The organism is Psychroserpens sp. (genome assembly GCF_045105015.1).
Classification (GTDB): domain Bacteria; phylum Bacteroidota; class Bacteroidia; order Flavobacteriales; family Flavobacteriaceae; genus Psychroserpens.
Map to the genome: position 1 here is coordinate 1 of NZ_JBGCCX010000137.1, position 24,300 is coordinate 24,300.

Sequence of the window (24,300 nt, forward strand, 5' to 3'; positions counted from 1 at the left end):
AAAGTCTTATTCAGAGACATTAACTGTAGAGACTCGTGTTATTAATTTACCCAAGGATAAAATATTAACAATAGATGACCAGCCAAAATTAAATATTACAGTAAAGACTTATGGTTTTTACCTTTTTGGTTCCTATTTCTATGATAAATCTATTGAAGTTGATTTAGAAAAGGACGCTTATATCGATAAGAATTCTTATATATGGCTAGCCAATCGTGCTTTGCCACAAATTGAGAAACAGTTTAGTAAAGGTTTTGAAATTCTTACTCTGCAACCAGACACATTGAAATTTCCTTTTGGTATTTTATCTTCTAAAAAAGTACCAATAACACTTAAGTCTAACATAAATTATGCTTTTGGATATAATTCTCTAGAAGGTTTAGTACTTGTTCCAGATTCTATAACTGTCATTGGTACAGACGCTGAAATAAAGACGATTAACAACGTTGAAACTGCTGAATTAAAATTATTAGATATAAAAGAAAATATCAATCAAAAAGTTAATCTTAAGCTTCCAGATAATAGTTCTGCATTAAAATTATCTCAAGAACAAATATCAGTTTCAGCTGAAATTGAAAAGTTTACAGAGGGCACACTCGAAATTCCTGTTATTATCAATAACCTTCCTTCTGATGTACAAATCAATTATTTTCCAAAAAAAATAAAAGTATCATATGAAGTCAGTTTAGATCAATACAAATCAATCAAACCAACAGATTTTAAAATTGAATGCGATTTTTTAGAGATTAAATCTTCAAATGCATCATATTTTACACCGAGGTTTAAAAGATTACCTAGTAATGTGAAGCATGTAAAGATGAAACAAAATAAAATAGAATACATTATAACAGAATGATAATAGTTGGACTTACAGGAGGGATTGGAAGTGGTAAAACAACTGTAGCTAAGTTGTTCGGTAATTATAGCATTCCAGTTTATATTGCAGATGCTGAAGCAAAACGCTTGATGAATTCATCTGAACAAATCAAACAAGAGTTGATTGAACTTTTTGGTAACAATGCATATCTTAATGATGAGCTAAACAAGCCGTTTATTGCGGACAAGATTTTTAATGATAAAGCGTATTTAGATAATATGAATGCTATAATACATCCTAAAGTAAAAATACATTTTGAGCAGTGGATTAAAGAGCAAAATTCCCCTTATGTCATAAAAGAGGTAGCTATTATTTTTGAGCATCAGCAGCAATCAAAATATGATTTAATTATAACAGTTATTGCTGATAAAGAAAAACGTTTGGAACGTGTTCTTAGTAGAGATAAAACTACACCAGAAAAGGTTTTTGCTATAATGAGTAATCAAATCGATGATATTGAAAAAGCTCAACTTTCAGATTTTGTAATTCTTAATAATGATATGGGTACATTAGAAAATCAAATACATAAAATTCATAAGTCTATACTTCAGCAATGTCGAAATACTTCAAATTAACATTTGTGTTAATGTAAGGTTAAAGGGCAACTCATGTAAATGTTAAAATGTTAAATTTGATTGATGGGCAAAAAGCTATTCATTTTGTTGGTGGTTTTAATGAGTTTATCACTCATAGGCATCATTTTCGTTCAAGCGTATTTTATTAATAATACATTACAAAACGAAGAGAAAAACTTTACACTTAATGTAAAGCGTTCTCTAAGCTCAGTATCAAAAGCTATTGAAGATAAGGAGTTTGAAGTGTATTCAAAAAAACTTCAAAATCTTATTGAAAGTGGAGTAGATCCAGATTCAACAGCGATACGACAAGTTTTTATTTTAGAACAAGATGATCTGTCAAATGAGACCAGAATTTATGGTAATGCCATTTCTGAAGAAAACTTTAAAGTACCATCATTGTTCTTTGACATTGGTTTAGATAGTTTCAAATTAAGTCGCGTAAAAAACACTAGAATTACTGAAACATATGATAATAATAATATCGATGGAGGTTTTATAAGCCTACAGAAATCTATTAAAAACATCAGTAATCTTACATATTTAGAAAAGGCTCAGTTTGAATCCATAACTAGGGATCAATTTAAAAATATCCCTATTTATAAACGTGTATCTATAGACGAAGTATCTTATCTTTTAGAGAAACAACTTGATTATAATGGTATAAATACTAATTTTGAATTTGCCATTTACGATAGAGATCTTTCTACCAAAGTACAATCGGGTAATTTTGATTTAAATCCAGATTCTACAATTGGAGTCCCTGTCTTTTTAGACAATAACAAGGAAAGTGATTATAAGCTTTATGTTGATTTCCCTCAAAGAGGTAAATTTTTACTGTCTTCTATATTAGGTATGATTGTATTATCAATTCTATTTACATCTATTATAATTATCGCGTATACAAGTGCTATTTATCAGTTAATTAAACAACGTCAAATATCACAAATCAAAACAGATTTTATTAATAATATGACACATGAGTTTAAAACACCAATTGCTACAATTAATTTGGCTTTAGACTCTATTAAGAATCCCAAAATAATAGGAGATCAAGAAAAAGTAATGCGTTATTTAAAAATGATAAAAGATGAAAATAAACGTATGCACGCTCAAGTAGAAAATGTGTTAAGAATTTCGAAGTTAGAAAAAAATGAACTCAATATTAGTAAGGAAAGAGTAAAGTTACACGACCTATTAGAAGATGCTGTAACTCATATAGAATTAATAGTTGAAGATAAGAAAGGATACGTTAAAACGCATTTAGAGGCTGAAAAATCATCCGTTTTAGCAAATGATACTCATTTTACAAATGTTATTGTTAACATCTTAGATAATGCTGTGAAATATAGTGATGATGCACCTAAAATAGATGTGTATACTGAAAATGTAGGAAACAGTATTTTATTAAAAATTGCAGATCAAGGTAACGGAATGTCTAAACAAGTACAGAAAAAAGTGTTCGAAAAATTTTATAGAGAACATACAGGAAATGTACACAATGTTAAAGGTCATGGATTAGGTTTGGCCTATGTTAAACGAATAGTAGATGATCATCAAGGTCATATATCAGTAGAAAGTGAAAAAGGAAAAGGTAGCGTATTTACAATTAAGCTACCATTAATATCATAAATTATGGAAGAACAAAACAAAAAAATACTTTTAGTCGAAGATGATCCAAATTTTGGAACCGTTTTAAAAGATTACCTCAATATGAATGATTATGATGTTGTTCATGCAAAAAATGGAATGGAAGGTTTTGAGAAATTCAAGAAAGATGATTTTGATCTTTGTATTCTTGATGTAATGATGCCTTATAAAGACGGATTTACACTTGCTAAAGAAATACGAGAGAAAAATACCGATGTTCCAATTATTTTCTTGACTGCTAAGGCAATGAAAGAGGATGTGCTTAAAGGCTACAAAGTTGGAGCAGACGATTACCTAAACAAACCGTTTGATAGTGAAGTTCTTTTAATGAAAATAAAAGCTATTATTCAACGTAAAGCAACAGACACTATTGCAGATAGTAAACAGTTTGAATTTAAGATTGGACGTTTTGACTTAAATTCTAAGTTGCGTTTTTTAAAGTTTGATGGAAAAGATCCAATAAAATTATCTCCAAAAGAAAACGAATTATTGCGTCTTTTAGCACTTCATGAAAATGATTTGATGCCAAGAGAATTAGCATTAACTAAAATTTGGAGAGATGATAATTACTTTACTTCAAGAAGTATGGATGTTTACATAGCTAAACTTAGAAAGTATTTGAAGCTTGATGAAAAAGTAGAAATTTTAAATATTCATGGAGAAGGATTTAGGTTGGTAGTCAACCAAGATGTTTAGTATGTTAAATATTTTAAAAATTAGTTTTTTGAATCTAATTTTTTACATAAAAAAAAGCCCATCAATGATGGGCTTTTAGTTTTTTAAAAACGAATTGAATATTAGATAACTTTAACGTTAATAGCGTTTAATCCTTTTTTTCCTTCTGTTAAATCGAATTCTACTTCGTCACCTTCTCTAACCTCATCGATTAAACCAGAAATGTGTACAAAATGTTCTTTGTTGTTGTCTTCTTCAGTAATGAATCCAAATCCTTTTGAATCGTTGAAGAATTTTACTGTACCTTTACTCATAATAAAATTTATAATTATTTAAGTTGCGAACTTAGTCTTAATTAATTGAATAATAGTGTTTTTGTGTTTTTATTTTAATAATTAACTTAATTCATTTTTTTAGCCAGTAATTTTCTTTATCATAATTTCACTATCAGTCCTATAGTCAAACCATAAGGTGTCTGTATTTTTCTTAAACCATGTTAGTTGACGTTTGGCAAATCGCCTGGTATTCTTTTTAATTTCTGAAATTGCAAATTCTAGAGTCCATTCATTATTTAAATACTTAAACAGTTCTTTATATCCTACCGTATTTAAAGCATTCAAATCTTGCATTGATTGTAATCTTTTGACTTCATCAAGCAATCCTTCAATAATCATTTGATCTACACGAATATTTATTCTATCATAAATTATCTCTCTTTCAGCAGTTAAACCAATCGTAATAGTTTTGAAAGACCTTGCTTTCTTAGTAGATGTTAAGAATGAAGAATATGGTTTTTTTGTCCCTATACAGATTTCTAAGGCTCTTATTAATCGATGTGGATTGTCAAGAGCAATGTTCTCAAACGATTTTGGATCTAATTTTTTTAATTGTACTTGAAGCGATTCTATCCCTTCTGAATGAAGCCGTTCATTTAATGAAGTTCTAATACTAGAATTTACCTTTGGGAACTCATCTAGTCCTTTGGTAACTGCATCAACATAAAGTCCGGAACCTCCAACCATAATAACGACATCTTTAGTATTAAAAAGTATGTCCAGTGTTTTAAGAGCTTCTTTTTCAAAATCGCCAACACTATAATTGTCTTGAATGGATTTGTGATGTATGAAATGGTGTGGTGCTGAAGACAATTCAGATGGAGTAGGAGCTGCAGTACCAATATGCATTTCTTTGTAAAACTGTCTTGAGTCTGCTGAAATAATTTCGGTATCAAAATAGTTTGCCAATTTAATACTTAAAGCTGTTTTTCCTATGGCAGTCGGACCTACAATGGAGATTAGAGTTTTAGTCATGATGTAACTTGCAACCGCATTTGTGACAGAATTTTGCGCCATCCTGATGTGTTTCAGCAAGACAATTTACACAACATTGTGTATTTAACTGAAGATCTTTAATGTGTTCATGCTCTTCGTCAGATATTTTGTTTTTATCGTCACCACTTGCCTTAGTGTATTCAGCAGAAACAATTCCAGTTGGAACAGCAATAATACCATAACCTAAGATCATAATAATTGTAGCAATAAGTTGACCTAATGGTGTCTCTGGAGCAATATCTCCAAACCCAACAGTGGTTAAGGTTACGATACACCAATAGACACTTTTTGGAATGTTTGTAAATCCGTGTTCTTCACCTTCTACCAAGTACATAATAGTTCCGAAGATTATTGAAGCAATGAGAACTGCAAAAAGAAAAACTGCAATTTTAGCTCTGCTTGCTTTGATGGCATTTGCGAGTTGATTTGATGCGCCCAAATATCTCGCTAGTTTGAGTATTCTAAATACTCTAAGTAAGCGTAATGCTCTTAAAGCAACTAAAGCATGAGAACCTGCTAATGCAAAGGATAAGTACATTGGTATTGTTGATAATAAGTCAATTATTCCGTAGAAACTAAAAATATATTTCCAAGGCTTTTTAACTGAAATGACTCTAGCTATATATTCTATAGAGAATAATATAGTAACAATCCATTCACCATAGTATAGTATATTATGGAATTTTGCATCAATTGTTTTGACGCTTTCCAACATCACTAAAACAATACTAGCGATAATAAAAATTAGTAAAACAACATCAAAAAATTTACCAGCAGGAGTATCTGCTTCATAAATAATTTCATGGAGTTTGCCTTTCCAAGTTCTATTTGAGTTTTCTTCACTCATTATTTCAAAAATACTAAAAAGTTTAATCTTTCTTCTCTAATACAATAAGAGTGTTGTTAAGGATATCAACGACTCTATCCATAATAGTTTTCAAACCCTCATAATAGGCCGAATCATAGATGGTTTCGTTAAATGATAATTTAAAATACATTGATACTGTATTTCCAGCTTGTTGAGTTGAAAATAATAAAGACCCTTTATTTTGAGGAAGTTTTAAGCTTAAAGATTTTGGTATTTCAGAGATTTTATAAGTCTCATCTATATTGATTTTTATGCTGTAGATATAAGCATCTTTGAAGCCGAAATCAATTGGATAACTCCTTTCTTGTAATTTGAATGGGTTTTCATCAAAAAACTTAAATAAAAATGGATTTAAATAAATATTGTTTCCAACGCTATCTGTTGTCGTTTCAATATTAAAATTTATGATGAAATCATCATCGGTTTGTTGTGTATTGGTAACATTAAAATCTGAGAAACGTATTGAATTATATTCATTTTCGTAAGCTTCGGTATATGAATTTGGGTTTCTAAAATATGCTTTTCGAGAATCTAAAGAATGGTATCCGTTAGACTTGTAATTTACGTTCCCTTTTATAACATTATTTGAATTTAAATTTAGTTCATAACTATAGGTTTGTAGACTCATATCCTTTATTTCAATGTTGTATAGCGAGCCAATACTATTAAAATTAAGTTCTCTTCCATATTGATTTAAACACCTAAAAGGTATTTGACCAAAGTAAAGATAATCTTCAGTAGCGTCCAGTAGATATGTTTTGCCATCGATATCTGCTTTTACAATTAAATAATTAAAATCTGTTAGAACAGGGTAAATTTGAGTTATAAATCCGTTTGATCTCGTAGACAAAATAATAGGCTTAACATCGATATTGTATTCTTTTAATTGCAAATATAATAAGGTGTTAATGTCTCCTACAGAACCAGATTTTTCGTTTAATAAGTTCTTAACTGAAATGTTTTCAAAGAGGTTGAATTTTTCGTTCCAACTATAATTTTTTTGAACATACTTTAATATCGCTTTGGCTTTATCTAGAGGGTTGTTATATTGTGTTATCTCATTAGAAAAAATGCCTTTGACTCTACTTTGTTTTTGTAACTCTCTGCCTAAATCTGTGTCTTTTTTTATTTCGTTATCAACAGTTTTCCAACTTTTAGTTATGTGTTCAACTCTACCATCAAATCCTCTAAATGTCTTTAATTCATATTCTATTCGAGCTAAATAATTATCTCGACTAGTCATGTAATCTTCATTAATAAATGCAGGAATATCTTTCATTATGTAAGTACTAATAACACAGTTAGCGTTAGCACTTCCAGATTCAAGGCATTTTTTCTCCAGCTTAGATTTATTATGAAATAATTTTTTTCCACCGACTAGTTTTGTATTGTATTCCCAATTACCAGGAATACTAGCGTTATACTCACTATACAATTTGGGTATTTCATCTTGAAAATTCCAACTTTTGTATTTATACATAAAAGGAGAATCAATAGTATAGCTATAATTTATAACAGAGCCTTCTTTTACATTTGGAAACGCAAACTTTATTAGTGTATAATTGTCATTATATTTTTCTTCAATAATATCAGAATTTTTGAGTTTTGTTTTTATGACTTTTCCATTTTCAATATTGTAAATAGTAGCGTTAATATCCTTTATTTTTTCTTTTTTACCTTTTTTGTTGTCGTAAATAGGTAGAGTTATTTCTGCATGTTTGAAGCCATTTTTATTAAAAACTTTTAATTTTTTAGAAATTTTAGTATTCAATCTAAAACTGGATTTATCAACATAGCTATAACCTTTTTCGTAAATGACTAATGCATTTGCTGTTGAATCTTTTGAATATATTTTTTGTTCAATATCTTGACGTGTAACTACTTGAGTGAGCGAATAATTATTCTCTTGTGCATTTACTTTTGTAAATATTATTAATAAGAATAAAGCAATTTTTTTCATATGATTATAAAGAAATCGTTTTCACACGTTTATTACGTCTCAAAAAACTCTGAATAATATGCTGTGTGTCTCTGTTGTTTTCCATTGGAGTAATTATAGATTCTAATACTTCTGTATTAGTGATTTGATAATTTAGATCAAAAAATCCTAATCCTTTAAAAATACCACTTTGAATATAAATAACAGTTCGCTCATCAATATCTCTCCCTTTATCAATGATTAGCATATCTTTGTTTTCATAACTGTATTTATCAATTAGTTGTTGTACACGTTTATTGTAAGATTCAGGATTTTCTTCTTCGATACATGCACCAAAACATTCTTTAATAGTATAATTAAAACAACTTTGTTTTGATGGATATAATCCTGTCAGTTTTTGACACAGATTATAATCTTCAACAACTCTAAACATAAAACTTTTAGCACTCTGACGGTTAGTAAATGTTGTTATTGGACGATTATCACCTTTAGCAACGTCAATATTCAAAATTGTATACCCATTATCGTCTTGATAGCTATATAAGGCATGTGTAAATATATTTCGTCTTAATGCTCTGTTATGTATGGGCTTGTTGCGTTTAATTTCTTCACTTTCTTTCAGTAGAGCAACAAGCTCACTTCCAGTTTTTTCATAAGTAACAGAAGCAACCTGAAGTTGTATTTTTTTAGATTTGGTACTTTTATCTGTTAAGTGTTGATTGATTCGGTGTTTTATGTTTTTACTCTTCCCTATGTAAATAATTTTCCCATCAGCATCATGAATATAATACACTCCAGTTTCTGCTGGTAAAGCATCAATGATGACTTTGTGATTCGGATTTAGTCGTTTTTCAGCAACAGCTTTTTTAATATTATTCTTTATAATGTACTTGTCTAAATCTTTAGTCAGTAGCATTTTGAATAATTTCACGGTTGCCATGGCATCACCATTGGCACGATGTCTGTCACTAACAGGGATTCCTAATGATCTTGTTAATTTTCCTAAGCTATATGAGGGTTGACCTGGAATTAATTGTTTTGATAGTTCAACAGTGCAAAGGGTTTCACGTTTAAAACCGAATCCTAAACGCTTAAATTCAGTACGAAGAATTCTATAATCAAAAGATGAGTTATGCGCTACAATAATGCAATCTTCAGTAATTTCTACAATACGTTTAGCAACCTCATAAAATTTAGGAGCAGTTTTTAGCATGTTACTGTTGATACCAGTAAGATTTACTACAAAAGGCTGAATCTCACGTTCGGGATTAACAAGACTTATAAATTTATCTACAACCTTATGACCATCAAACTTATAGATAGCGATTTCAGTAATTCCTTCTTCATTGTACTTTCCGCCAGTTGTTTCTATGTCTAAGATTGCGTAAATATGTTCTTATTTTAAATTGAATAATTCCTATGTCCAAATATACTACTTCCAACGCGAACCATTGTGCTTCCACAATCAATTGCTAATTTGAAATCGCCACTCATTCCCATTGAAATTATTTCAAGTTCTGAATGAATAGTTTTCAAATCTTCAAAAATAGATTTAAGTAGTTTGAATTCTTGTTCTATTTGATTTGTATCATCTGTAAATGTGGCCATTCCCATAACACCAGTAACGCATATATTTGTTAATGAAGTATATTCTACAGAGGTTAGTAGGGCTTTAGCATCATTTGGAGACATTCCAAACTTACTATCTTCTTCAGCGATTTTAATTTGTAATAAACAATTTATTATTCTTTGATGTTTTGTTGCTTGTTTATTAATTTCCTTAAGTAATTTTAAACTATCAACACCATGAATTAAACTTACAAACTCAGCCATATATTTGACTTTGTTTCGTTGTACATGTCCTATCATGTGCCACTCAATATCCTTAGGCATTTGTTCTTGCTTTTCTGCCATTTCTTGGATTTTGTTTTCTCCAAAAGTTCGCTGACCAGCATTATATGCTTCCATTAAATCAGACACTGGTTTAGTTTTAGAAACAGCAACTAAAGTGACGTGTTCGGGTAACTGTGATTTTATTTTAGCTAGATTTTTTTTAATGCTCATTTTCAATCATACATTAAGTCATTCAGAAATCAAAAAATTCATGAAATCCATAATTCAAAATTCATAAATAGTAATTCCGCTTCTCAGTTTTGGTAGGATATAGGTGCTTTTGGGAGGCATTTTTAAACCTTCATCAGCAATTTGTTTCATGTGTTCGACTGTTGCAGCACACATTCCGAAGCCAACTTTAAATTGACCACTATCAACGCTACTTTTAATTGTAATCATTTCATGTCTACCATTTACATATTCTATACGATTATCATTACGTAAATCATCAATTCCTAAAATAGGTTGCAATATTGTTTTGAATAGTAGTTGTGCATCAAGCTTATCTAGAGATGTTTTGAATTCATAAATCGTTTTCCTGAGATATAATGAATAAAACTCACCATCTAAATACATGCTAAAATGATGTGGTTTAGAAGGATTGTATGGCATTTCTCCTCTGTTTTCAATTCTATAAAATTCATCAAGTTTAATTAGAAACTCTTCTTTACTTAATCCATTTAAATCTTTTATTAGCCTGTTGAACTCATGAATGACTAAATCAGATTCTGGTATGAGATAAGACATGAAAAAGTTATAAGATTCTGAACCATTATGTTCAGGGTTATTCGTTTTTTCGTCATTATATAACAAGTAAGAAGAAGAGGAGCGATGATGACCATCAGCAATATAAATCGTATTCATTTGCTCAAACTCTTTTTGAATTATTGCTATAGAATTAACATTGTCTAATTTCCATAAGTAATGAGTATCTCTGTAGGTCATAGTAAATTCATACTCAGCATAGCCCTGTTGAGTTTCTTTTATTATTTCAGAAATGATGTCGTTATCTGGATAGGTAAGTAATACTGGTTCGGCATTAAAACCAACAGTTTTTAAATAGGTCTTAAATGTTATTTCTCGTTTAGCTAAAGTGTCTTCATGCTTTTTTATAATATCCTTTTCATAATCTTCAGCACTTGTTGCAGCAATAATTCCGTTAAATTCTTGTCCGTGTCTGTTTACAATTTTATAGACATAAAATGAAGGTGTTTCATCTTGAACAAAAACGCCATCTTCTTTAAATTCTAGATATCTATTTTTAACCAGTTTATAGCGTTCTTCGCCTGTAATAACCTGATCATATTTATAACCTGGATTTACTATGTGAAGAAAACTAAAAGGGTTGTAGTCCATTCTAGATTCACGTTCATCAACTGTGTAACTTTGATATGGTCGTGCGGCAACCAAACCAACAATAGCTCTTGTTGGTCTAACTGCTTTAAATGGAATTACTTTTGCCATATAATGTTTTATTTCTGAAACTGCTTCGACACTTTTTCGGCTTTTCTGCTTTCAGAATAATCATAGAAACCTTCACCAGATTTTACACCTAATTTACCAGCTCTTACCATATTTACTAGTAGTGGGCATGGCGCATATTTAGGATTTTTAAATCCGTCGTACATCACATTTAAAATAGAAAGACACACATCAAGTCCGATAAAATCTGCTAATTGAAGTGGACCCATTGGATGGGCCATTCCTAATTTCATAACCGTGTCAATTTCTTCAACGCCAGCGACACCATTGTATAAAGTTTCAATTGATTCATTAATCATTGGCATTAAAATACGATTGGCAACAAAACCAGGATAATCATTAACTTCAGTAGGAGTTTTTCCTAATGTTCTTGATAATTCCATTATGGTATTTGTCACTTCATCACTCGTATTATAACCACGAATAATTTCTACTAATTTCATGATTGGTACTGGATTCATAAAATGCATCCCTATAACCATTTCTGGACGAGACGTTTCTGCAGCAATTTGAGTAATTGAAATTGAGGATGTATTAGTAGCTAAAATTGTGTCTTCACCACAAGCTTCGTCTAATTGTTTAAAAATCTTAAGTTTTAAATCTATATTTTCGGTAGCTGCTTCTACAACTAATCCAGCATATTCAACACCTTCAGTGACATTGGTGAACGTGGTGATGTTATTTAAAGTCGCTTGTTTATCGGCTTCAGAAATTTTCTCTTTAGCGACCATACGATCTAGATTTCTTGTAATCGTATCCATGCCACGTTTTAAAGAGGCTTCACTAATATCTATTAATTGTACTTTAAATCCAGATTGAGCAAAGGTGTGGGCAATTCCATTTCCCATGGTTCCGGCTCCAATAACTGCTACATTTTTCATTTTTTTATATTCTTTTGTGTTTCTATTTAACAGAAACAAGGTTTTGAGTTAAAATTGATCTATTATCATTGTTGCAACACGAAGGGCTTCCGTACCATCATGAAGCGTTACAATAGGAGTTGTATTATTATTGATAGCATCAGCAAAAGTTTCTAATTCATCTAAAATAGCATTGTTGTTTGCAATTTCAGGGTTGTCAAAATAAATCTGCTTTTTGATACCTTCGGCATTCTGTAAAATCATATCAAAATCACCTGGTTGTTCTGGAGCATCTTTCATTTTTACAACCTCACATTTCTTTTCTAAAAAATCAACAGAGATGTAAGCATCTTTCTGAAAAAAACGTGTTTTACGCATATTTTTGAGAGAAATACGACTCGCAGTTAAGTTTGCAACGCATCCGTTTTCAAACTCTATACGAGCGTTAGCGATGTCCGGTGTATCACTAATAACCGAAACACCACTTGCTGATACCTGTTTTACTTTAGATTTAACAACACTCAAAATAATATCGATGTCGTGTATCATTAAATCTAATACTACAGGAACATCTGTTCCACGTGGATTAAATTCTGCCAAACGATGTGTTTCTATAAACATAGGGTTATTAACCTGATCTCTCACAGCTATAAATGCTGGATTAAATCGCTCCACATGACCCACTTGTCCTCGAATATCATGTTCAGCTAAAAGTTCTCTAATGTGTTCAGCTTCTTCAACAGTATTAGTTATGGGTTTTTCAATAAATATATGCTTGCCTTTGGCAATAGCTTTTTTAGCACAATCATAATGAGATAGAGTTGGTGTAACAATATCTACCATGTCTACAGCATCTATGAGTCCTTCAATGGTATCAAAGTATGTATAGCCAAACTCTTCAACTACTTTTTTTGCATTTGTTTCATCTGCATCATAAAATCCTACTAGATCATATTTTTCAGATTGATTTAGAAGTCTTAAATGAATTTTTCCGAGGTGACCAGCACCAAGAACACCAGCTTTTAGCATTGTATTTACGTTTTACACAAAAATAGGATTTTTCGTAGTTTTTTTATGTGAATTTTATAATAAATAATACAGCTTTTTGAAGCGTTGATAATTCCATACGATTTAACTTTCAACATAAAAATGTTTCAATTATTTTTACCTAGTAAATAGAATTACTTTGAAAGATACATTTAAGCATCAAGGGCTTCGTCAACAATTAGTCGAAACCTTAAAAGCAAAAGGAATTAAAGATGAAGTCGTATTAAATGCTATTGGTAAAATACCAAGACATTTGTTTATGGATTCCAGTTTTCTAGATCACGCTTACCAAGATAAAGCGTTTCCAATTGGAGCAGATCAGACTATTTCTCAGCCTTACACAGTTGCTTTTCAAAGTGAATTGCTTAATATTTCAAAAGATGATAAAGTCTTAGAAATCGGTACAGGGAGTGGTTATCAAACAGCTGTTTTATGTTTATTAGGCGCTAAGGTATACAGTATTGAACGTCAGCATGAGTTGTACAAAAAAACATGTAAGTTCCTTCCTAAATTAGGCTATAGAGCTAAAAAACTCATTTTTGGTGATGGTTATATTGGACTAAAAGATGAAGCGCCTTTTGATAGTATTATTGTAACAGCTGGAGCACCTTTTGTGCCAAAGCCCTTATTGAGTCAGTTAAAAATAGGAGGTCGGTTAGTGATTCCTGTAGGAGATGCAGTTCAAATTATGACCTTATTTATTAGAAAAGGTCCAAAAGAATTTGAACAACATGAATTTGGAGAATTTAGATTTGTACCCTTATTAGAAGATAAAAACTAGTTTATGAATAAAATTACATTGACAATAGTGTTATTCACAAAACTGATAGTTGCTCAAAATTATACCGAGTATGCAACAGGAAGCTCTGTTGATGCAGAAACGAATCACGAGTTTGGAATTTGTTTAATGGGAGGAGCAAGTGAAAATGATGACGCTATGGTTTGGTTTTTAAATAAAGCCAATGGAGGTGATGTTGTAGTTCTAAGAGCTTCTGGTAGTGATGGCTATAACGATTATTTTTTTACTGATTTGGGAGTGACTTTAAATTCTGTAACTACTTTCGTTATTGATAACGAAGCTGGAGCTACAGATTCTTATGTGCTTCAAAAGGTGGCAAATGCTGAAGCCATTTGGTTTGCTGGAGGCGATCAATTTGATTATGTGAGTTATTTTAAGGATAATGCTATGGAAGATGTTTTAAATAACTTTATAAATACAAAAGGAGGAGTAATTGGAGGCACAAGTGCTGGAATGGCAATTTTAGGAGGTGGTTATTTTTCTGCTGAAAATGGAACAGTTACTAATGCTCAAGCTCTATCAAATCCATATCATAGTAGAATGACTTTGGGTTATAACGATTTTTTAGACATTCCTTTTTTAGAAAATGTAATTACTGATACACATTATGATGATCCAGACCGAAGAGGTCGACATGCTGCTTTTTTAGCACGTTATGCAACCGATAATAATTCACGCGCTTTTGGAATTGCTTGTAACGAATATACTGCAGTTTGTATTGATGATTCGGGAAGAGCTTATGTGTATGGGGAGTATCCAGATTATCCTGAGTTTGCATTCTTTTTACAGTCTAACTGTGTGGCCAATTTTATGCCAGAAAATTGTATTGATGGGCAACCACTAACATGGAATCATACAGGAGAAGCTATAAAAGTGGCGAAAATACCAGGACTTTACAGCGCAGAAAATTATATTGATTTAACAGACTGGTCAAATTCTCAGGGAGTTATTTGGGAAGATTGGTCGGTCAATAACGGTTCGTTTTCAAATACATCTTCTACAAATCCAAATTGTGATTTACTGAGCATTTCAGAAAATGATACTATAGGTTTTTTTGTTAGCCCAAACCCATTTAGTAACACAATCACAATTGCGTCTCAACTGACTAATTATGATATTATTATCTATGATAGCTTTGGAAAGCAAGTTGCTCAATTTCAAAATCAATCACAAGTTGATACATCTAACTTATCTTCTGGATTATATTTTTTAAATGTCTCTTCTGAAAAATTAGATGAAACATTTAAGCTTTTGAAAAATTAGTACTAAAAGAATTTTAATCCAAATAATACAGCATCACTCATAAATCCACTTTGATAAGAACGCACGTAATCAACACGTAAGAAGCGCCATTTTCCCCAACCAATATTATCTAAACCAATGGTGTATTCTTGATATGGCTTATTGTCTGGTGTTGATAGCGCATGCGCGCCAACAACTAAATTGAAGTTTAGTTTTTTCAACAATGGTACTCTACTTAAAATAAAACCATTAAAATCATGTTCAGCATGCATTTCTAAATATGAATCATTCGTACTCAAATCGTAATACCCTAGATTATTAAAAACATCTGTATAGTTTCCTTTTTGACTAAAATGTGTTTGATTTCCGTTAAAGTGCTGGAAGTCGACAAATGATATGTCATCTGCATTAAAGAATTTTCCAGCTCTAATATTATAGCTAAATCTACCCATATTTGATACATTAAAAGATTGATAAAGTCTTGCTTTTATTTGATCAAAATTGTAATCATCAATAGTTGCACCTAAGCCTTTTTCATATCCAACTAATAGCGTAGGATATTTAGCTTTAGTAATGTTATATTTACCATTAGGATAACTCAAATATTCTTGGCCGAAATTGATACGTGCTAGCACATTTAATTTTACAATATTGTGTGTTTCAAATGGTGCAATGCCATAAGCAGCTTCACTTAAAGGGTTATTACTTGTGTATATATCATCACCTTCAGGATAAAAGACTTGATCACTAGTATTAAATAATGCTTTACGTCTTTCATAGCTGAGTGTCGAGTAAAATCTAAACCCATTAAATAACTCTTCAGAATAACTGGCTTGAACAAAACTTCTATCATAAAGCTTCATGTAGTTGTCTTCAAAAAACAAACTGCTAACAGTATTTTCTATCCTTGAGATAGGATTAGTGCCGTTAAATTGTGTAGCTTGGATTCCACCAGAAATTGTTAAAAATGGTCGACTAATATTATTAAATTTATATGTTGTTGATATAGTACCACGCAAGCGATCATCACTAAAGCCATAGTTCATATTCCCGTTAATACTTAGGTAGCGATTATAATCTTCGTCATAGGCTTTAGTGAAATAACCACCAATATTTCCATTCCAACCTTGAACAGTATTGAAGCTAATAGCTTCAATAGGAGAGGTGATTCCTGCGCTCCAATTCTTGTATGTATTGCTGTAATTATAGCCGCCAAGAATATCACCAATTTTAAATTTATTATTCACTCCATCTACAGAATCTTTATATACTTTAGAGTCTTTTATAATTTGAATGCTATCTTTTTTGATGTAGTCATTAACTTCTTCATCTGTAAGCGGAACTGGTCTTACTGTTTCCCAGAACATAGAATCTTTTTTATTGGCTTCTTTTGCAAAAGACACAATTTCTTTACTAAAGTTTTTTCTTGTTAAACCTGGATTGATGATGTAATTACTGTATACAGCTGTAAATCTTCCATCGCCTTTTATTCCAAATAAACCATATTTAAAATCGATGTTTTGAGATATTTTAGTCCAGAGTTTATCTTGTTCAGAATACGAATAATTTTGTGTTAGAGTGATTTTGTCTACAGCTGGAAGTTTGGCTTGTATACCAGTAATGTCAAGTTCGGCCGCATAAATTGTCCATTGGTCTTCAACAATGTAAATAAAACCCTCAAACACTGGATCGTTTTTACGACGAGGTGTTGCTTTAATTTTATTGATTAAATGTCCTTTGTCATCATAAAAGACACCTTCCAAAGTATAACTATAATAACCAAAGGCATTATTAGCTATTGGTGATATGATTTGGTTTCCAAGTTCGATGGAGTTGTTGTACAATTCAAATTCGACATCAATAGCATTATTAAAACTGAAGCCTTTGTCGTCACCACTTACTTTAGAAGCTAAGATTCGTTCTTTCAGTTTATTTGGCCTTAAATATTCAAGTTTAGAGATGGTTTCAGATAAATAAATCACACCACTTCTAGTAGAATCTAGACCACCACCAAGGTCACCGATTTCTTCACCAAGAATTTTTTCAGGAGCATCTTTAATTCTAATTAGACCACGAGAATAGAAATCAGCTTTAAAGCTTTTAATCTTCTCAAGATTTTCTTTTCGTTTAGCAATAGCCTGTCTTATGATATTGTTAGCAGGATTTTCTCCAGCAGTTACAACGACTTCATTTAATGAAATTTCTTCATCAGCTAATTCAGCATCGAGGTTAAATGGAAAAGATTCAATAGTCACTGTTTTTTTTACTGTCTTGTAGCCTAAGAATTGAAAAACCACAGTGTAAGTATTTGGTGTGGTAATATTGAGTTCATAATTACCATCTTCATTACTAGTAGTACCTTTATAGGTGTTTTCAATGAAAATATTTACAAAGGGTAAAGGTTCACTTTTAGTATTAGTAACGGTTCCTTTAATTTGTGAAAATGTTGTGATTGTGCAAAGTAATGCAAATGCAGAGAGTAGAGTTGTCTTCATAGAGTTGATTGATGGTCTTTTATTAATAGACGTACTTTTAATTAAAAGGGTTGCCTAGCTAATGCCAAACTTAGACATTTTAATACGTGCTGATTGTTAAACAATCATAAATAAAACTAATGTAATTGTTAAATATTTTCGTACAAATACGATGCCAAAGGAAACAATGTTATTTGTATATTTTTTTGATGCGGTCAAGGTTTCTCTTATTATCTCGGTCCTTTATGGTATCACGTTTATCATATAGTTTTTTACCTTTACCTAGAGCAATTTCTAATTTTGCTAAACCTTTTTCATTTACAAATAATCGTAGTGGAATAATAGCATTACCCTTAATATTAACCTCTTTTTCTAATTTTTTAAGCTCACGTTTATTTAGAAGTAATTTTCGTTCTGCTTTTGGTTTGTGGTTGTAATAATTACCATAAACATATTCTTGAATGGTCATATTAATAACAAATAATTCACCTCGATCATTAAATTCACAAAAGCTTTCTGCTATAGAAGCTTTACTATCTCTAATCGATTTAATTTCGGTACCAGTTAAAACAATACCAGCAGTATAAGTATCAAGTATTTCGTACTCAAACTTGGCTTTTTTATTCTTTATGTTTACTGGTTTGTGCATAGAAAGCAAAGGTAGTTTTTATAGTTATAAGTTAAAAGTTTAGACCTTATAAGTTTTATTTTATGTAATTGGAAAACTAACTTTACGACTTAGAGTTTATTAAAATATAACATAATGAAATACATACTAGTTTCTGTCTTTGCTACTTTTCTTTTGAACTGTAAAAATTTAGATAATGAGCAGCTTTCAGCTGAATTTATCATCAATAAATCAATTCAAATTTCTGGAAGCGAAAAGGTTGGAATATCTAAAATTGGATTTGATTTTAGAGACAAATATTATTATGCAGATAGAGATAAGGGAAAATTTATGCTTATGCGTATGACTATTGAAAATAATAAAGATTCGATTTTTGATGTGCTTAGTAACGATGGGTTCGAAAGGCATATCAATACTAATGAAGCAGTTTTTGTTGAAGATTCTATGAAAGTAAACTATTCAGCATCTGTAAATTCGGTTCATTATTTTTCAGTATTGCCATACGGATTAAATGATAAAGCTGTGAATAAAAAACGTCTAGATGATGTTGTAATTAATAATGAAAAGCATTACGCTATAAAGGTGACATTTCATAAAGAAGGCGGAGGCGAGGATTACGAAGATGTTTTTGTGTATTGGATTAATAGTGAATCATTTAAGCTTGGTTATTTAGCGTATTCATATAATGAGATTGATGGGAAGGGAATGCGTTTTAGAGAAGCTTATAACGAACGTTTTATTAATGATATTCGTTTTTTAGATTATAATAATTACAAACCAAACGATAAAATTAAGACTCTAAAAGAACTTCCAAAATTGTTTGAAGATGGTGCTCTAACATTACTTTCTAAAATTGAATTAAAGAATATAAAGGTTAATTGATTTTTAGTACTTGATCAATTTTTACTTCATTGGTAATTGTAACGATAAACAAGCAGCCGTTATCGTTATCATCAATAAATTCATATTTCTTTTCACCTAAAATGGCATTAACAAACATTGGAGTTGTATTACTATGTCCGACTATCAAAACCGTTTTACCTTTAGTTTCATTTGCAAATTCATCTGAAAACAGATTTCTAGGATCATAAGACTTAATCTCTAAACTTTGTGACTTAGCAGTAGGAGTAGCGGTTTGTATGGTACGATTGTAATTGGTAGAGTACACAGCATCAAATGTTATGTTTTGAAAAACATTATTCCAATTTTCAGCTCTAGAATGACCTTCTTTAGTTAAATCAGGATTTTTATTGCTTTTGTCTGTACGGTCTTTTTCTGCATGTCTAATCAGATAATAAGTGGTTGTAGTCGATTTATTATCTTCTTGGGCATTAGCAGGTACAATTAAACAGAAAGCAAAGGCGAGTATTAGTATATGTTTCATAGTTGATGAATATTAAATCAAATTAACTTATTAATGGAAAAGAGCTCTAGCAAATATTTATTAAAGTTATTGTTAAGCCAATTCTAGTGCAATTTCAATCATGCTTCTAAATGTGGTTTCTCGTTCTTTACTGCTAGTGTGTTCACCAGTCACTAATGAATCGGAAATTGTAAGAATAGCAAGAGCTTTAACATCATGTTTTGCAGCAACAGTATATAAACCAGCAGCTTCCATTTCAACACAAAGAACATCAAATTTTGACCATTTTTTGTAAGAATCACTATCATCTTCATAAAATTCATCAGACGATAAAACATTTCCGGCCTTGATAGGTATGTTTTTTTCCTTGGCTATGTTTACAGCATTAATAAACAAATCAAAGTTAGCAGTAGGTGCGTAATATGCGCCATCAAATCTTGAATTGTTTATACCAGAGTTTGAAGATGCAGCCATTGCTAAAACAATATCTCTAACTTTTACATCTTTTTGATATGAACCAGCACTACCAACACGGATTAAATTTTTAACACCATATTCAGTAATCAATTCGTGTGTGTAAATAGAAATACTCGGAACTCCCATTCCTGTTCCCATGACTGAAATTGACTTGCCATTGTAGGTACCTGTATAACCAAGCATACCTCTAACTTTATTAAAGCATTTTGGGTTTTCTAGAAAAGTTTCAGCAATCCATTTTGCTCGCAGTGGATCTCCAGGTAATAAAATAGTTTCTGCTATATCGCCTTTTTTGGCTTCAATATGTACACTCATGGTTCAAATATAAACAAAAGGAGAGATATCTTTTAAGCTTCAGACATTTCTTCTGATATAATAGCTACACCTTTAGAGGTTCCAATTCTTTCAACACCAACTTCAATGTATTTTTTTGCAGTTTCTAAGTCACCAATTCCTCCTGATGCTTTTATTTTAGCTCTATTTTTTACTGTTTTCTTCATGATTTTAACAGCAGTAAGTGTTGCTCCACTTTTAGAAAAACCTGTAGAAGTTTTAACAAAATCAACTTTAGCATCTAAACAGATTTCACATGCTTTAACAATGTCATTTTTAGATAATTCACTTATTTCTATGATAACTTTAAGCGTGGTTTTACCGATGGCAAGTTTTACATCACTAATGTCCTTAAAGACTTCAACATAGTTTTTACTCTTTAAAAAACCAATATTTAAAACCATATCTATTTCATGTGCTCCTGCTGTAATAGCTTGCTTTGCTTCAAAAACTTTAGTTTCAGTGGCAGTAGCTCCTAGTGGAAATCCAACAACAGTACAAATCTTAACAGAAGATCCTTTAAGTAATTGTTTTGCTAATGGTATAAAACTACTGTTAATGCATACTGAGAAGAATTTATATTTTTTAGCTTCATTACATAAATCAATAATGTCTCGTTCAGTGGCTGTAGCCTTTAACAGGGTGTGGTCAATGTATTTATTTAATTCCATAGTATTCTTTAGTAGGTATTTGAAAATAACTTAAAAACTCTTTATAAGCTGAGGGATAGCTATAACAAAATGTAATTATTGTCTTAAGCTGAAGTTGGAATTAATAGCATTTCAAAGTTAATACTTATATACGAATACTAATGTTAAAACTTAATTTTTATTGTGCAGTTCGTCGAATATTTTTTTTAAAATTTAATTAATCCACAAAAAGGGAGTTGTCTAAACTTTTTTTTATTAGTTGTTTTCTTGAAAATCAAAATGTGAAATAATTTATTTAGGTTTTAAAAATCTGAATTAATTATAGATGTTAAACAATGATTTATATCAGTATTTATTCTTGTTTTGCGGAATATTTTTGCATTAAATATTAAAACATAGATATTATGAAAAAAATAATTTTTAGTGCAGTTTTAGCTTGTTTATTTGTGTTCAACACTCAAGCTCAAGATGAAGAAACATCTAACGATGATTATAATAAATGGCAAGTTCGTTTTAGAGTTCTTTCTGTAGTTCCTTCTCCAAGTGATGATATTGATGGTGCAGATGTAGATATTTCTACTGCATTTACACCTGAATTTGATTTTACTTATTTTTTCAATAAAAATATTGCTGCAGAATTAATATTAGCAACAACTAAGCATGAAGTAGAAATTGAAGATGTTGCAGACTTAGGTCATGTTTGGTTATTACCACCAACACTTAATTTACAATATCATTTCTATGCAAATGACTTTAAACCTTATGTAGGTGCAGGTATAAATTATACTATTTTTTATGGAGTCGATAGTGGAGATTTAGAAGACCTAGACTATGAAAATACAGTTGGTTTTTCATTACAAGCTGGTGTGGATTATAATTTAAATGAAAAATGGTTCTTAAACTTAGATATTAAAAAACTATTTCTTCAAACAGATGTAACACCAAAAGGTGCGACAGAGAGTTCAGAAGTAGGAATTGATCCTTGAGTTATAGGTTTAGGTGTCGGAATGAAGTTTTAAAGACGTTAAAAACAAAGTTTTTATATCAAAAAAGTGAATCTATTTAGGTTCGCTTTTTTGATGTGCACTAGTGTTTTTTCTTCTTAAAGTTAAAATTCTATCCTCAAAAATAGTTTCATTTACTGGGTTTAGTATAGATTCAAATAAAGTCTTAAACCTTTCATTATGTATTTCTTTTTGTTGTTTTAGTAAATTAAAATGAGTGAAATTACACCATAAAGAAGCTTTTAAATGAGACTTATCAGCATTAAACATTCGCATTTCAACTTTTAAATTACTTTTGTCAAATGCAATAAGTTGTGATTCAATTAAAACTTTTTCCATTAATAAAACGGGTTTGAGATAAGCTATTTGATTGCTTTTTAAGACCCAACTAATTCCTGTTTTTTGTGCCATTTGGTAGATGTTAATATTGTATTGTTCTAATAATTGGTCTTCACGATGATTCAAAAAGTAATTAATATAACTGGCATTATTTAAATGATTAAAAGGATCGCAATCTTGAAATCTGATTCTGGCTTCACTGGTTACAGTTTTTAATAGTTTCATTTGTATGGTATTATAAATATACCAATCGGTATATTTTAGATTAAATTTTTTATAGTCTCATTTCGTTAGTTATCATGTGATCAATTTGATCCATTGTTTCTTCCATATAGTAATCATCATTCATAGTATAGGTCATAAAGATTGCACCTTGTATTAATGTGTCTAAGCGTTTAGCATACTGCATTGCATTTATTTCAGAAGATATTTCACCTAATTCAATTCCATCCTCAATAATTGAGGCCACTTGGTCTTGAATACGTTCAATTACTATTCTAACATTCTTTAATAAAAGTGTGTTTTGATTGTTTGCATCAACACCAATATTTAACACTGGACAACCTCCAAGTTTCTTGCTAAAAGAATAATAATTACGATAAAAATCTGAAATTAAGTATAGCTTTTTTATTGGAGAATCACTGGTAGATAAATGTTCAGTAATTTTAGACATCATTTGCTTTACATTAAATTTAAATGCCGAAACGGATAATGTTTCTTTATTTTTAAAATGGCCATAAATAGCTCCTTTTGTCAATTCTGTTGCTTTTGTTATATCGCTCATACTAGTAGCAGCGTACCCGTTTTTATTAAATATTGGAGCAACTGTTCTTAGTATGTGTAATTTAGTATGTTCTGATTTGGTCAACATAATACAAATATACAAAATATACCGAATGGTATATTTTTAATTTTATTTTTTCTGTATTAGTTGTTTTTATTTAAATAAAGTACAGCCTGTATCTAAAACAAGAATAATCCCTATGTTTTTAACAGTATTTATATAATATTTTTGCATTAATCTTTAAATCATATATATTGCATTAAATATTAAACCGCTTACATTATGAAAAAACTAATACTCAGCACAATTATAACTTGTTTGTTTGTCTTCAATGCACAAGCTCAAGATGAAGAAAAGACTAATGATGAAGATTATAATAAATGGCAAGCTCGTGTTAGAGTTGTTATGGTAGATCCAGCAACATACTTTTATGATAATGTTGACGGAATTGAAGTTGAATTATCTACGGCATTTGCCCCAGAAATTGATATTACTTACTTTTTAAGTAGAAAGATGTCTGTTGAATTAATGCTAACGACGTCAACTCACGATGTGAAAATTGCGGATGGTAATAACCTTGGTAGTATTTCACTATTGTCTCCAACATTATCATTACAACATCATTTTTATTCTAATGATTTCAAGCCTTACGTTGGAGCTGGAATAAATTACACTTCTTTTTATAACGAAGATGCTGGAGATTTAAATTCTATTGATTACAAAAATCAAGTTGGATATTTAATTCAAGCAGGTTTAGATTATAACTTAAGCGAAAAATGGTTTATTAATTTTGACTTTAAAAAAGTCTTTCTTAAAACTGAAGTGACAGCAAATAATGACTCTACCAGTACAGCAGAAGTTAATGTTGATCCAATTATTATTGGTTTTGGTGTAGGAATGAAGTTCTAATCACTTTATTAATAGATTTAAAATAAAAAAATGAGTCGATATCGGCTCATTTTTTTATTTGTCAGTATTTAAAATTGTACTCAATTCTTATAACAGAAAAG

General features: G+C 30.5%; 25 protein-coding genes. 9 read left to right on the forward strand and 16 right to left on the reverse strand.

Annotation, left to right across the window (positions count from 1 at the left end; genetic code table 11):
• The 4 genes from AB8B90_RS10235 to AB8B90_RS10250 form a co-directional block, all read left to right on the forward strand.
• The coding region (locus tag AB8B90_RS10235) for a YbbR-like domain-containing protein (RefSeq protein ID WP_405336523.1) at positions 1–856 on the forward strand (856 nt) is incomplete at its 5' end.
• Positions 853–1,452: a dephospho-CoA kinase gene (gene coaE, locus AB8B90_RS10240; RefSeq protein ID WP_405336525.1), complete on the forward strand. Its 600-nt coding sequence runs from the start codon at positions 853–855 to the stop codon at positions 1,450–1,452. The genes AB8B90_RS10235 and coaE, both read left to right, overlap by 4 nt.
• 63 nt (positions 1,453–1,515) lie before the next feature.
• Positions 1,516–3,084, forward strand: a complete 1,569-nt coding sequence (locus tag AB8B90_RS10245) for a sensor histidine kinase (protein WP_405336527.1) — start codon at positions 1,516–1,518, stop codon at positions 3,082–3,084.
• 3 nt (positions 3,085–3,087) lie between these two features.
• The gene (locus AB8B90_RS10250; protein WP_405336529.1) at positions 3,088–3,798 is read left to right on the forward strand and encodes a response regulator transcription factor; all 711 of its coding nucleotides are present in this window, start codon (positions 3,088–3,090) and stop codon (positions 3,796–3,798) included.
• Positions 3,799–3,899: 101 nt separating this feature from the next.
• On the opposite strand, the gene AB8B90_RS10255 is transcribed toward AB8B90_RS10250, so the two are convergent.
• The 9 genes from AB8B90_RS10255 to AB8B90_RS10295 all read right to left on the reverse strand — a co-directional run bounded on the left by AB8B90_RS10255 (position 3,900) and on the right by AB8B90_RS10295 (position 13,179).
• Positions 3,900–4,091 (reverse strand): cold-shock protein, encoded by a 192-nt coding sequence (locus AB8B90_RS10255; protein WP_040253741.1) that lies wholly within the window; start codon positions 4,089–4,091, stop codon positions 3,900–3,902.
• Between the two features lie 99 nt (positions 4,092–4,190).
• Positions 4,191–5,129 carry a tRNA (adenosine(37)-N6)-dimethylallyltransferase MiaA gene (gene miaA / locus AB8B90_RS10260; protein ID WP_405336532.1) on the reverse strand — a complete coding sequence of 313 codons (939 nt, stop codon included), beginning with the start codon at positions 5,127–5,129 and terminating at the stop codon, positions 4,191–4,193.
• Positions 5,080–5,955 carry an ion transporter gene (locus AB8B90_RS10265; protein ID WP_405336534.1) on the reverse strand — a complete coding sequence of 292 codons (876 nt, stop codon included), beginning with the start codon at positions 5,953–5,955 and terminating at the stop codon, positions 5,080–5,082. The genes miaA and AB8B90_RS10265 overlap by 50 nt, the downstream gene beginning before the upstream one ends.
• A gap of 22 nt (positions 5,956–5,977) precedes the next feature.
• Complete coding sequence (locus AB8B90_RS10270; RefSeq protein ID WP_405336536.1) at positions 5,978–7,936, reverse strand: DUF3857 domain-containing protein; 1,959 nt, start codon at positions 7,934–7,936, stop codon at positions 5,978–5,980.
• A 4-nt stretch (positions 7,937–7,940) separates the two neighbouring features.
• A complete protein-coding gene (locus AB8B90_RS10275; RefSeq protein ID WP_405336618.1) occupies positions 7,941–9,305 on the reverse strand; it encodes an exonuclease domain-containing protein in 1,365 nt (454 codons plus the stop codon).
• 11 nt (positions 9,306–9,316) lie between these two features.
• Complete coding sequence (locus AB8B90_RS10280; protein WP_405336538.1) at positions 9,317–9,979, reverse strand: YggS family pyridoxal phosphate-dependent enzyme; 663 nt, start codon at positions 9,977–9,979, stop codon at positions 9,317–9,319.
• 54 nt (positions 9,980–10,033) lie between these two features.
• Entirely contained in the window at positions 10,034–11,272 is a 1,239-nt protein-coding gene (locus AB8B90_RS10285) for a DUF1015 domain-containing protein (RefSeq protein WP_405336540.1), read from the reverse strand.
• 8 nt (positions 11,273–11,280) lie between these two features.
• Positions 11,281–12,171: a 3-hydroxybutyryl-CoA dehydrogenase gene (locus AB8B90_RS10290; RefSeq protein WP_405336542.1), complete on the reverse strand. Its 891-nt coding sequence runs from the start codon at positions 12,169–12,171 to the stop codon at positions 11,281–11,283.
• Between the two features lie 48 nt (positions 12,172–12,219).
• Positions 12,220–13,179: a Gfo/Idh/MocA family protein gene (locus AB8B90_RS10295; protein ID WP_405336544.1), complete on the reverse strand. Its 960-nt coding sequence runs from the start codon at positions 13,177–13,179 to the stop codon at positions 12,220–12,222.
• A 157-nt stretch (positions 13,180–13,336) separates the two neighbouring features.
• On the opposite strand from AB8B90_RS10295, the gene AB8B90_RS10300 reads away from it, so the two are divergent.
• On the forward strand, positions 13,337–13,978 hold the full coding sequence (locus AB8B90_RS10300; protein ID WP_405336546.1) for a protein-L-isoaspartate(D-aspartate) O-methyltransferase: 642 nt from the start codon (positions 13,337–13,339) through the stop codon (positions 13,976–13,978).
• A gap of 3 nt (positions 13,979–13,981) precedes the next feature.
• Positions 13,982–15,259 (forward strand): T9SS type A sorting domain-containing protein, encoded by a 1,278-nt coding sequence (locus tag AB8B90_RS10305; RefSeq protein ID WP_405336548.1) that lies wholly within the window; start codon positions 13,982–13,984, stop codon positions 15,257–15,259.
• Between the two features lie 2 nt (positions 15,260–15,261).
• On the opposite strand, the gene AB8B90_RS10310 is transcribed toward AB8B90_RS10305, so the two are convergent.
• Together AB8B90_RS10310 and smpB are read right to left on the reverse strand one after the other, a co-directional pair.
• A complete protein-coding gene (locus tag AB8B90_RS10310) occupies positions 15,262–17,733 on the reverse strand; it encodes a DUF5686 and carboxypeptidase regulatory-like domain-containing protein (RefSeq protein WP_405336550.1) in 2,472 nt (823 codons plus the stop codon).
• A gap of 169 nt (positions 17,734–17,902) precedes the next feature.
• The gene (smpB, locus tag AB8B90_RS10315) at positions 17,903–18,361 is read right to left on the reverse strand and encodes an SsrA-binding protein SmpB (protein WP_405336552.1); all 459 of its coding nucleotides are present in this window, start codon (positions 18,359–18,361) and stop codon (positions 17,903–17,905) included.
• 114 nt (positions 18,362–18,475) lie between these two features.
• Here smpB and AB8B90_RS10320 point away from each other — a divergent pair, with 114 nt between their 5' ends.
• A complete protein-coding gene (locus AB8B90_RS10320) occupies positions 18,476–19,222 on the forward strand; it encodes a DUF6503 family protein (RefSeq protein ID WP_405336554.1) in 747 nt (248 codons plus the stop codon).
• Here AB8B90_RS10320 and AB8B90_RS10325 read toward each other — a convergent pair.
• The 3 genes from AB8B90_RS10325 to deoC form a co-directional block, all read right to left on the reverse strand.
• Positions 19,215–19,724, reverse strand: a complete 510-nt coding sequence (locus AB8B90_RS10325; RefSeq protein ID WP_405336556.1) for a phosphoglycerate mutase family protein — start codon at positions 19,722–19,724, stop codon at positions 19,215–19,217. The two genes, AB8B90_RS10320 and AB8B90_RS10325, sit on opposite strands and share 8 nt — an antisense overlap.
• Positions 19,725–19,796: 72 nt before the next feature.
• Positions 19,797–20,495, reverse strand: a complete 699-nt coding sequence (gene deoD, locus AB8B90_RS10330) for a purine-nucleoside phosphorylase (RefSeq protein WP_405336558.1) — start codon at positions 20,493–20,495, stop codon at positions 19,797–19,799.
• 32 nt (positions 20,496–20,527) lie between these two features.
• Positions 20,528–21,184 (reverse strand): deoxyribose-phosphate aldolase, encoded by a 657-nt coding sequence (gene deoC / locus AB8B90_RS10335; RefSeq protein ID WP_405336560.1) that lies wholly within the window; start codon positions 21,182–21,184, stop codon positions 20,528–20,530.
• A gap of 383 nt (positions 21,185–21,567) precedes the next feature.
• On the opposite strand from deoC, the gene AB8B90_RS10340 reads away from it, so the two are divergent.
• A complete protein-coding gene (locus AB8B90_RS10340; RefSeq protein ID WP_405336562.1) occupies positions 21,568–22,149 on the forward strand; it encodes an OmpW/AlkL family protein in 582 nt (193 codons plus the stop codon).
• Between the two features lie 72 nt (positions 22,150–22,221).
• On the opposite strand, the gene AB8B90_RS10345 is transcribed toward AB8B90_RS10340, so the two are convergent.
• Together AB8B90_RS10345 and AB8B90_RS10350 are read right to left on the reverse strand one after the other, a co-directional pair.
• A complete protein-coding gene (locus AB8B90_RS10345; protein WP_405336564.1) occupies positions 22,222–22,731 on the reverse strand; it encodes an acyl-CoA thioesterase in 510 nt (169 codons plus the stop codon).
• A gap of 49 nt (positions 22,732–22,780) precedes the next feature.
• Positions 22,781–23,377, reverse strand: coding sequence for a TetR/AcrR family transcriptional regulator (locus AB8B90_RS10350; RefSeq protein WP_405336566.1), 597 nt, complete (start codon positions 23,375–23,377; stop codon positions 22,781–22,783).
• Between the two features lie 195 nt (positions 23,378–23,572).
• Between AB8B90_RS10350 and AB8B90_RS10355 the strand changes: the two genes are divergently transcribed.
• On the forward strand, positions 23,573–24,199 hold the full coding sequence (locus tag AB8B90_RS10355; protein WP_405336568.1) for an OmpW/AlkL family protein: 627 nt from the start codon (positions 23,573–23,575) through the stop codon (positions 24,197–24,199).
• Positions 24,200–24,300: the final 101 nt, after the last annotated feature.

Coding starts and splice junctions, on each gene's coding strand:
- AB8B90_RS10290 (WP_405336542.1), bottom strand. CDS start 12,171: ATGAAAAATGTAGCAGTTATTGGAGCCGGAACCATGGGAAATGGAATT.
- AB8B90_RS10305 (WP_405336548.1), top strand. CDS start 13,982: ATGAATAAAATTACATTGACAATAGTGTTATTCACAAAACTGATAGTT.
- AB8B90_RS10350 (WP_405336566.1), bottom strand. CDS start 23,377: ATGTTGACCAAATCAGAACATACTAAATTACACATACTAAGAACAGTT.
- AB8B90_RS10280 (WP_405336538.1), bottom strand. CDS start 9,979: ATGAGCATTAAAAAAAATCTAGCTAAAATAAAATCACAGTTACCCGAA.
- AB8B90_RS10295 (WP_405336544.1), bottom strand. CDS start 13,179: ATGCTAAAAGCTGGTGTTCTTGGTGCTGGTCACCTCGGAAAAATTCAT.
- deoD (WP_405336558.1), bottom strand. CDS start 20,495: ATGAGTGTACATATTGAAGCCAAAAAAGGCGATATAGCAGAAACTATT.
- deoC (WP_405336560.1), bottom strand. CDS start 21,184: ATGGAATTAAATAAATACATTGACCACACCCTGTTAAAGGCTACAGCC.
- AB8B90_RS10325 (WP_405336556.1), bottom strand. CDS start 19,724: ATGAAACATATACTAATACTCGCCTTTGCTTTCTGTTTAATTGTACCT.
- AB8B90_RS10340 (WP_405336562.1), top strand. CDS start 21,568: ATGAAAAAAATAATTTTTAGTGCAGTTTTAGCTTGTTTATTTGTGTTC.
- AB8B90_RS10345 (WP_405336564.1), bottom strand. CDS start 22,731: ATGAAACTATTAAAAACTGTAACCAGTGAAGCCAGAATCAGATTTCAA.
- AB8B90_RS10320 (WP_405336554.1), top strand. CDS start 18,476: ATGAAATACATACTAGTTTCTGTCTTTGCTACTTTTCTTTTGAACTGT.
- smpB (WP_405336552.1), bottom strand. CDS start 18,361: ATGCACAAACCAGTAAACATAAAGAATAAAAAAGCCAAGTTTGAGTAC.
- AB8B90_RS10255 (WP_040253741.1), bottom strand. CDS start 4,091: ATGAGTAAAGGTACAGTAAAATTCTTCAACGATTCAAAAGGATTTGGA.
- AB8B90_RS10265 (WP_405336534.1), bottom strand. CDS start 5,955: ATGAGTGAAGAAAACTCAAATAGAACTTGGAAAGGCAAACTCCATGAA.
- AB8B90_RS10355 (WP_405336568.1), top strand. CDS start 23,573: ATGAAAAAACTAATACTCAGCACAATTATAACTTGTTTGTTTGTCTTC.
- coaE (WP_405336525.1), top strand. CDS start 853: ATGATAATAGTTGGACTTACAGGAGGGATTGGAAGTGGTAAAACAACT.
- AB8B90_RS10285 (WP_405336540.1), bottom strand. CDS start 11,272: ATGGCAAAAGTAATTCCATTTAAAGCAGTTAGACCAACAAGAGCTATT.
- AB8B90_RS10270 (WP_405336536.1), bottom strand. CDS start 7,936: ATGAAAAAAATTGCTTTATTCTTATTAATAATATTTACAAAAGTAAAT.
- miaA (WP_405336532.1), bottom strand. CDS start 5,129: ATGGCGCAAAATTCTGTCACAAATGCGGTTGCAAGTTACATCATGACT.
- AB8B90_RS10310 (WP_405336550.1), bottom strand. CDS start 17,733: ATGAAGACAACTCTACTCTCTGCATTTGCATTACTTTGCACAATCACA.
- AB8B90_RS10250 (WP_405336529.1), top strand. CDS start 3,088: ATGGAAGAACAAAACAAAAAAATACTTTTAGTCGAAGATGATCCAAAT.
- AB8B90_RS10245 (WP_405336527.1), top strand. CDS start 1,516: ATGGGCAAAAAGCTATTCATTTTGTTGGTGGTTTTAATGAGTTTATCA.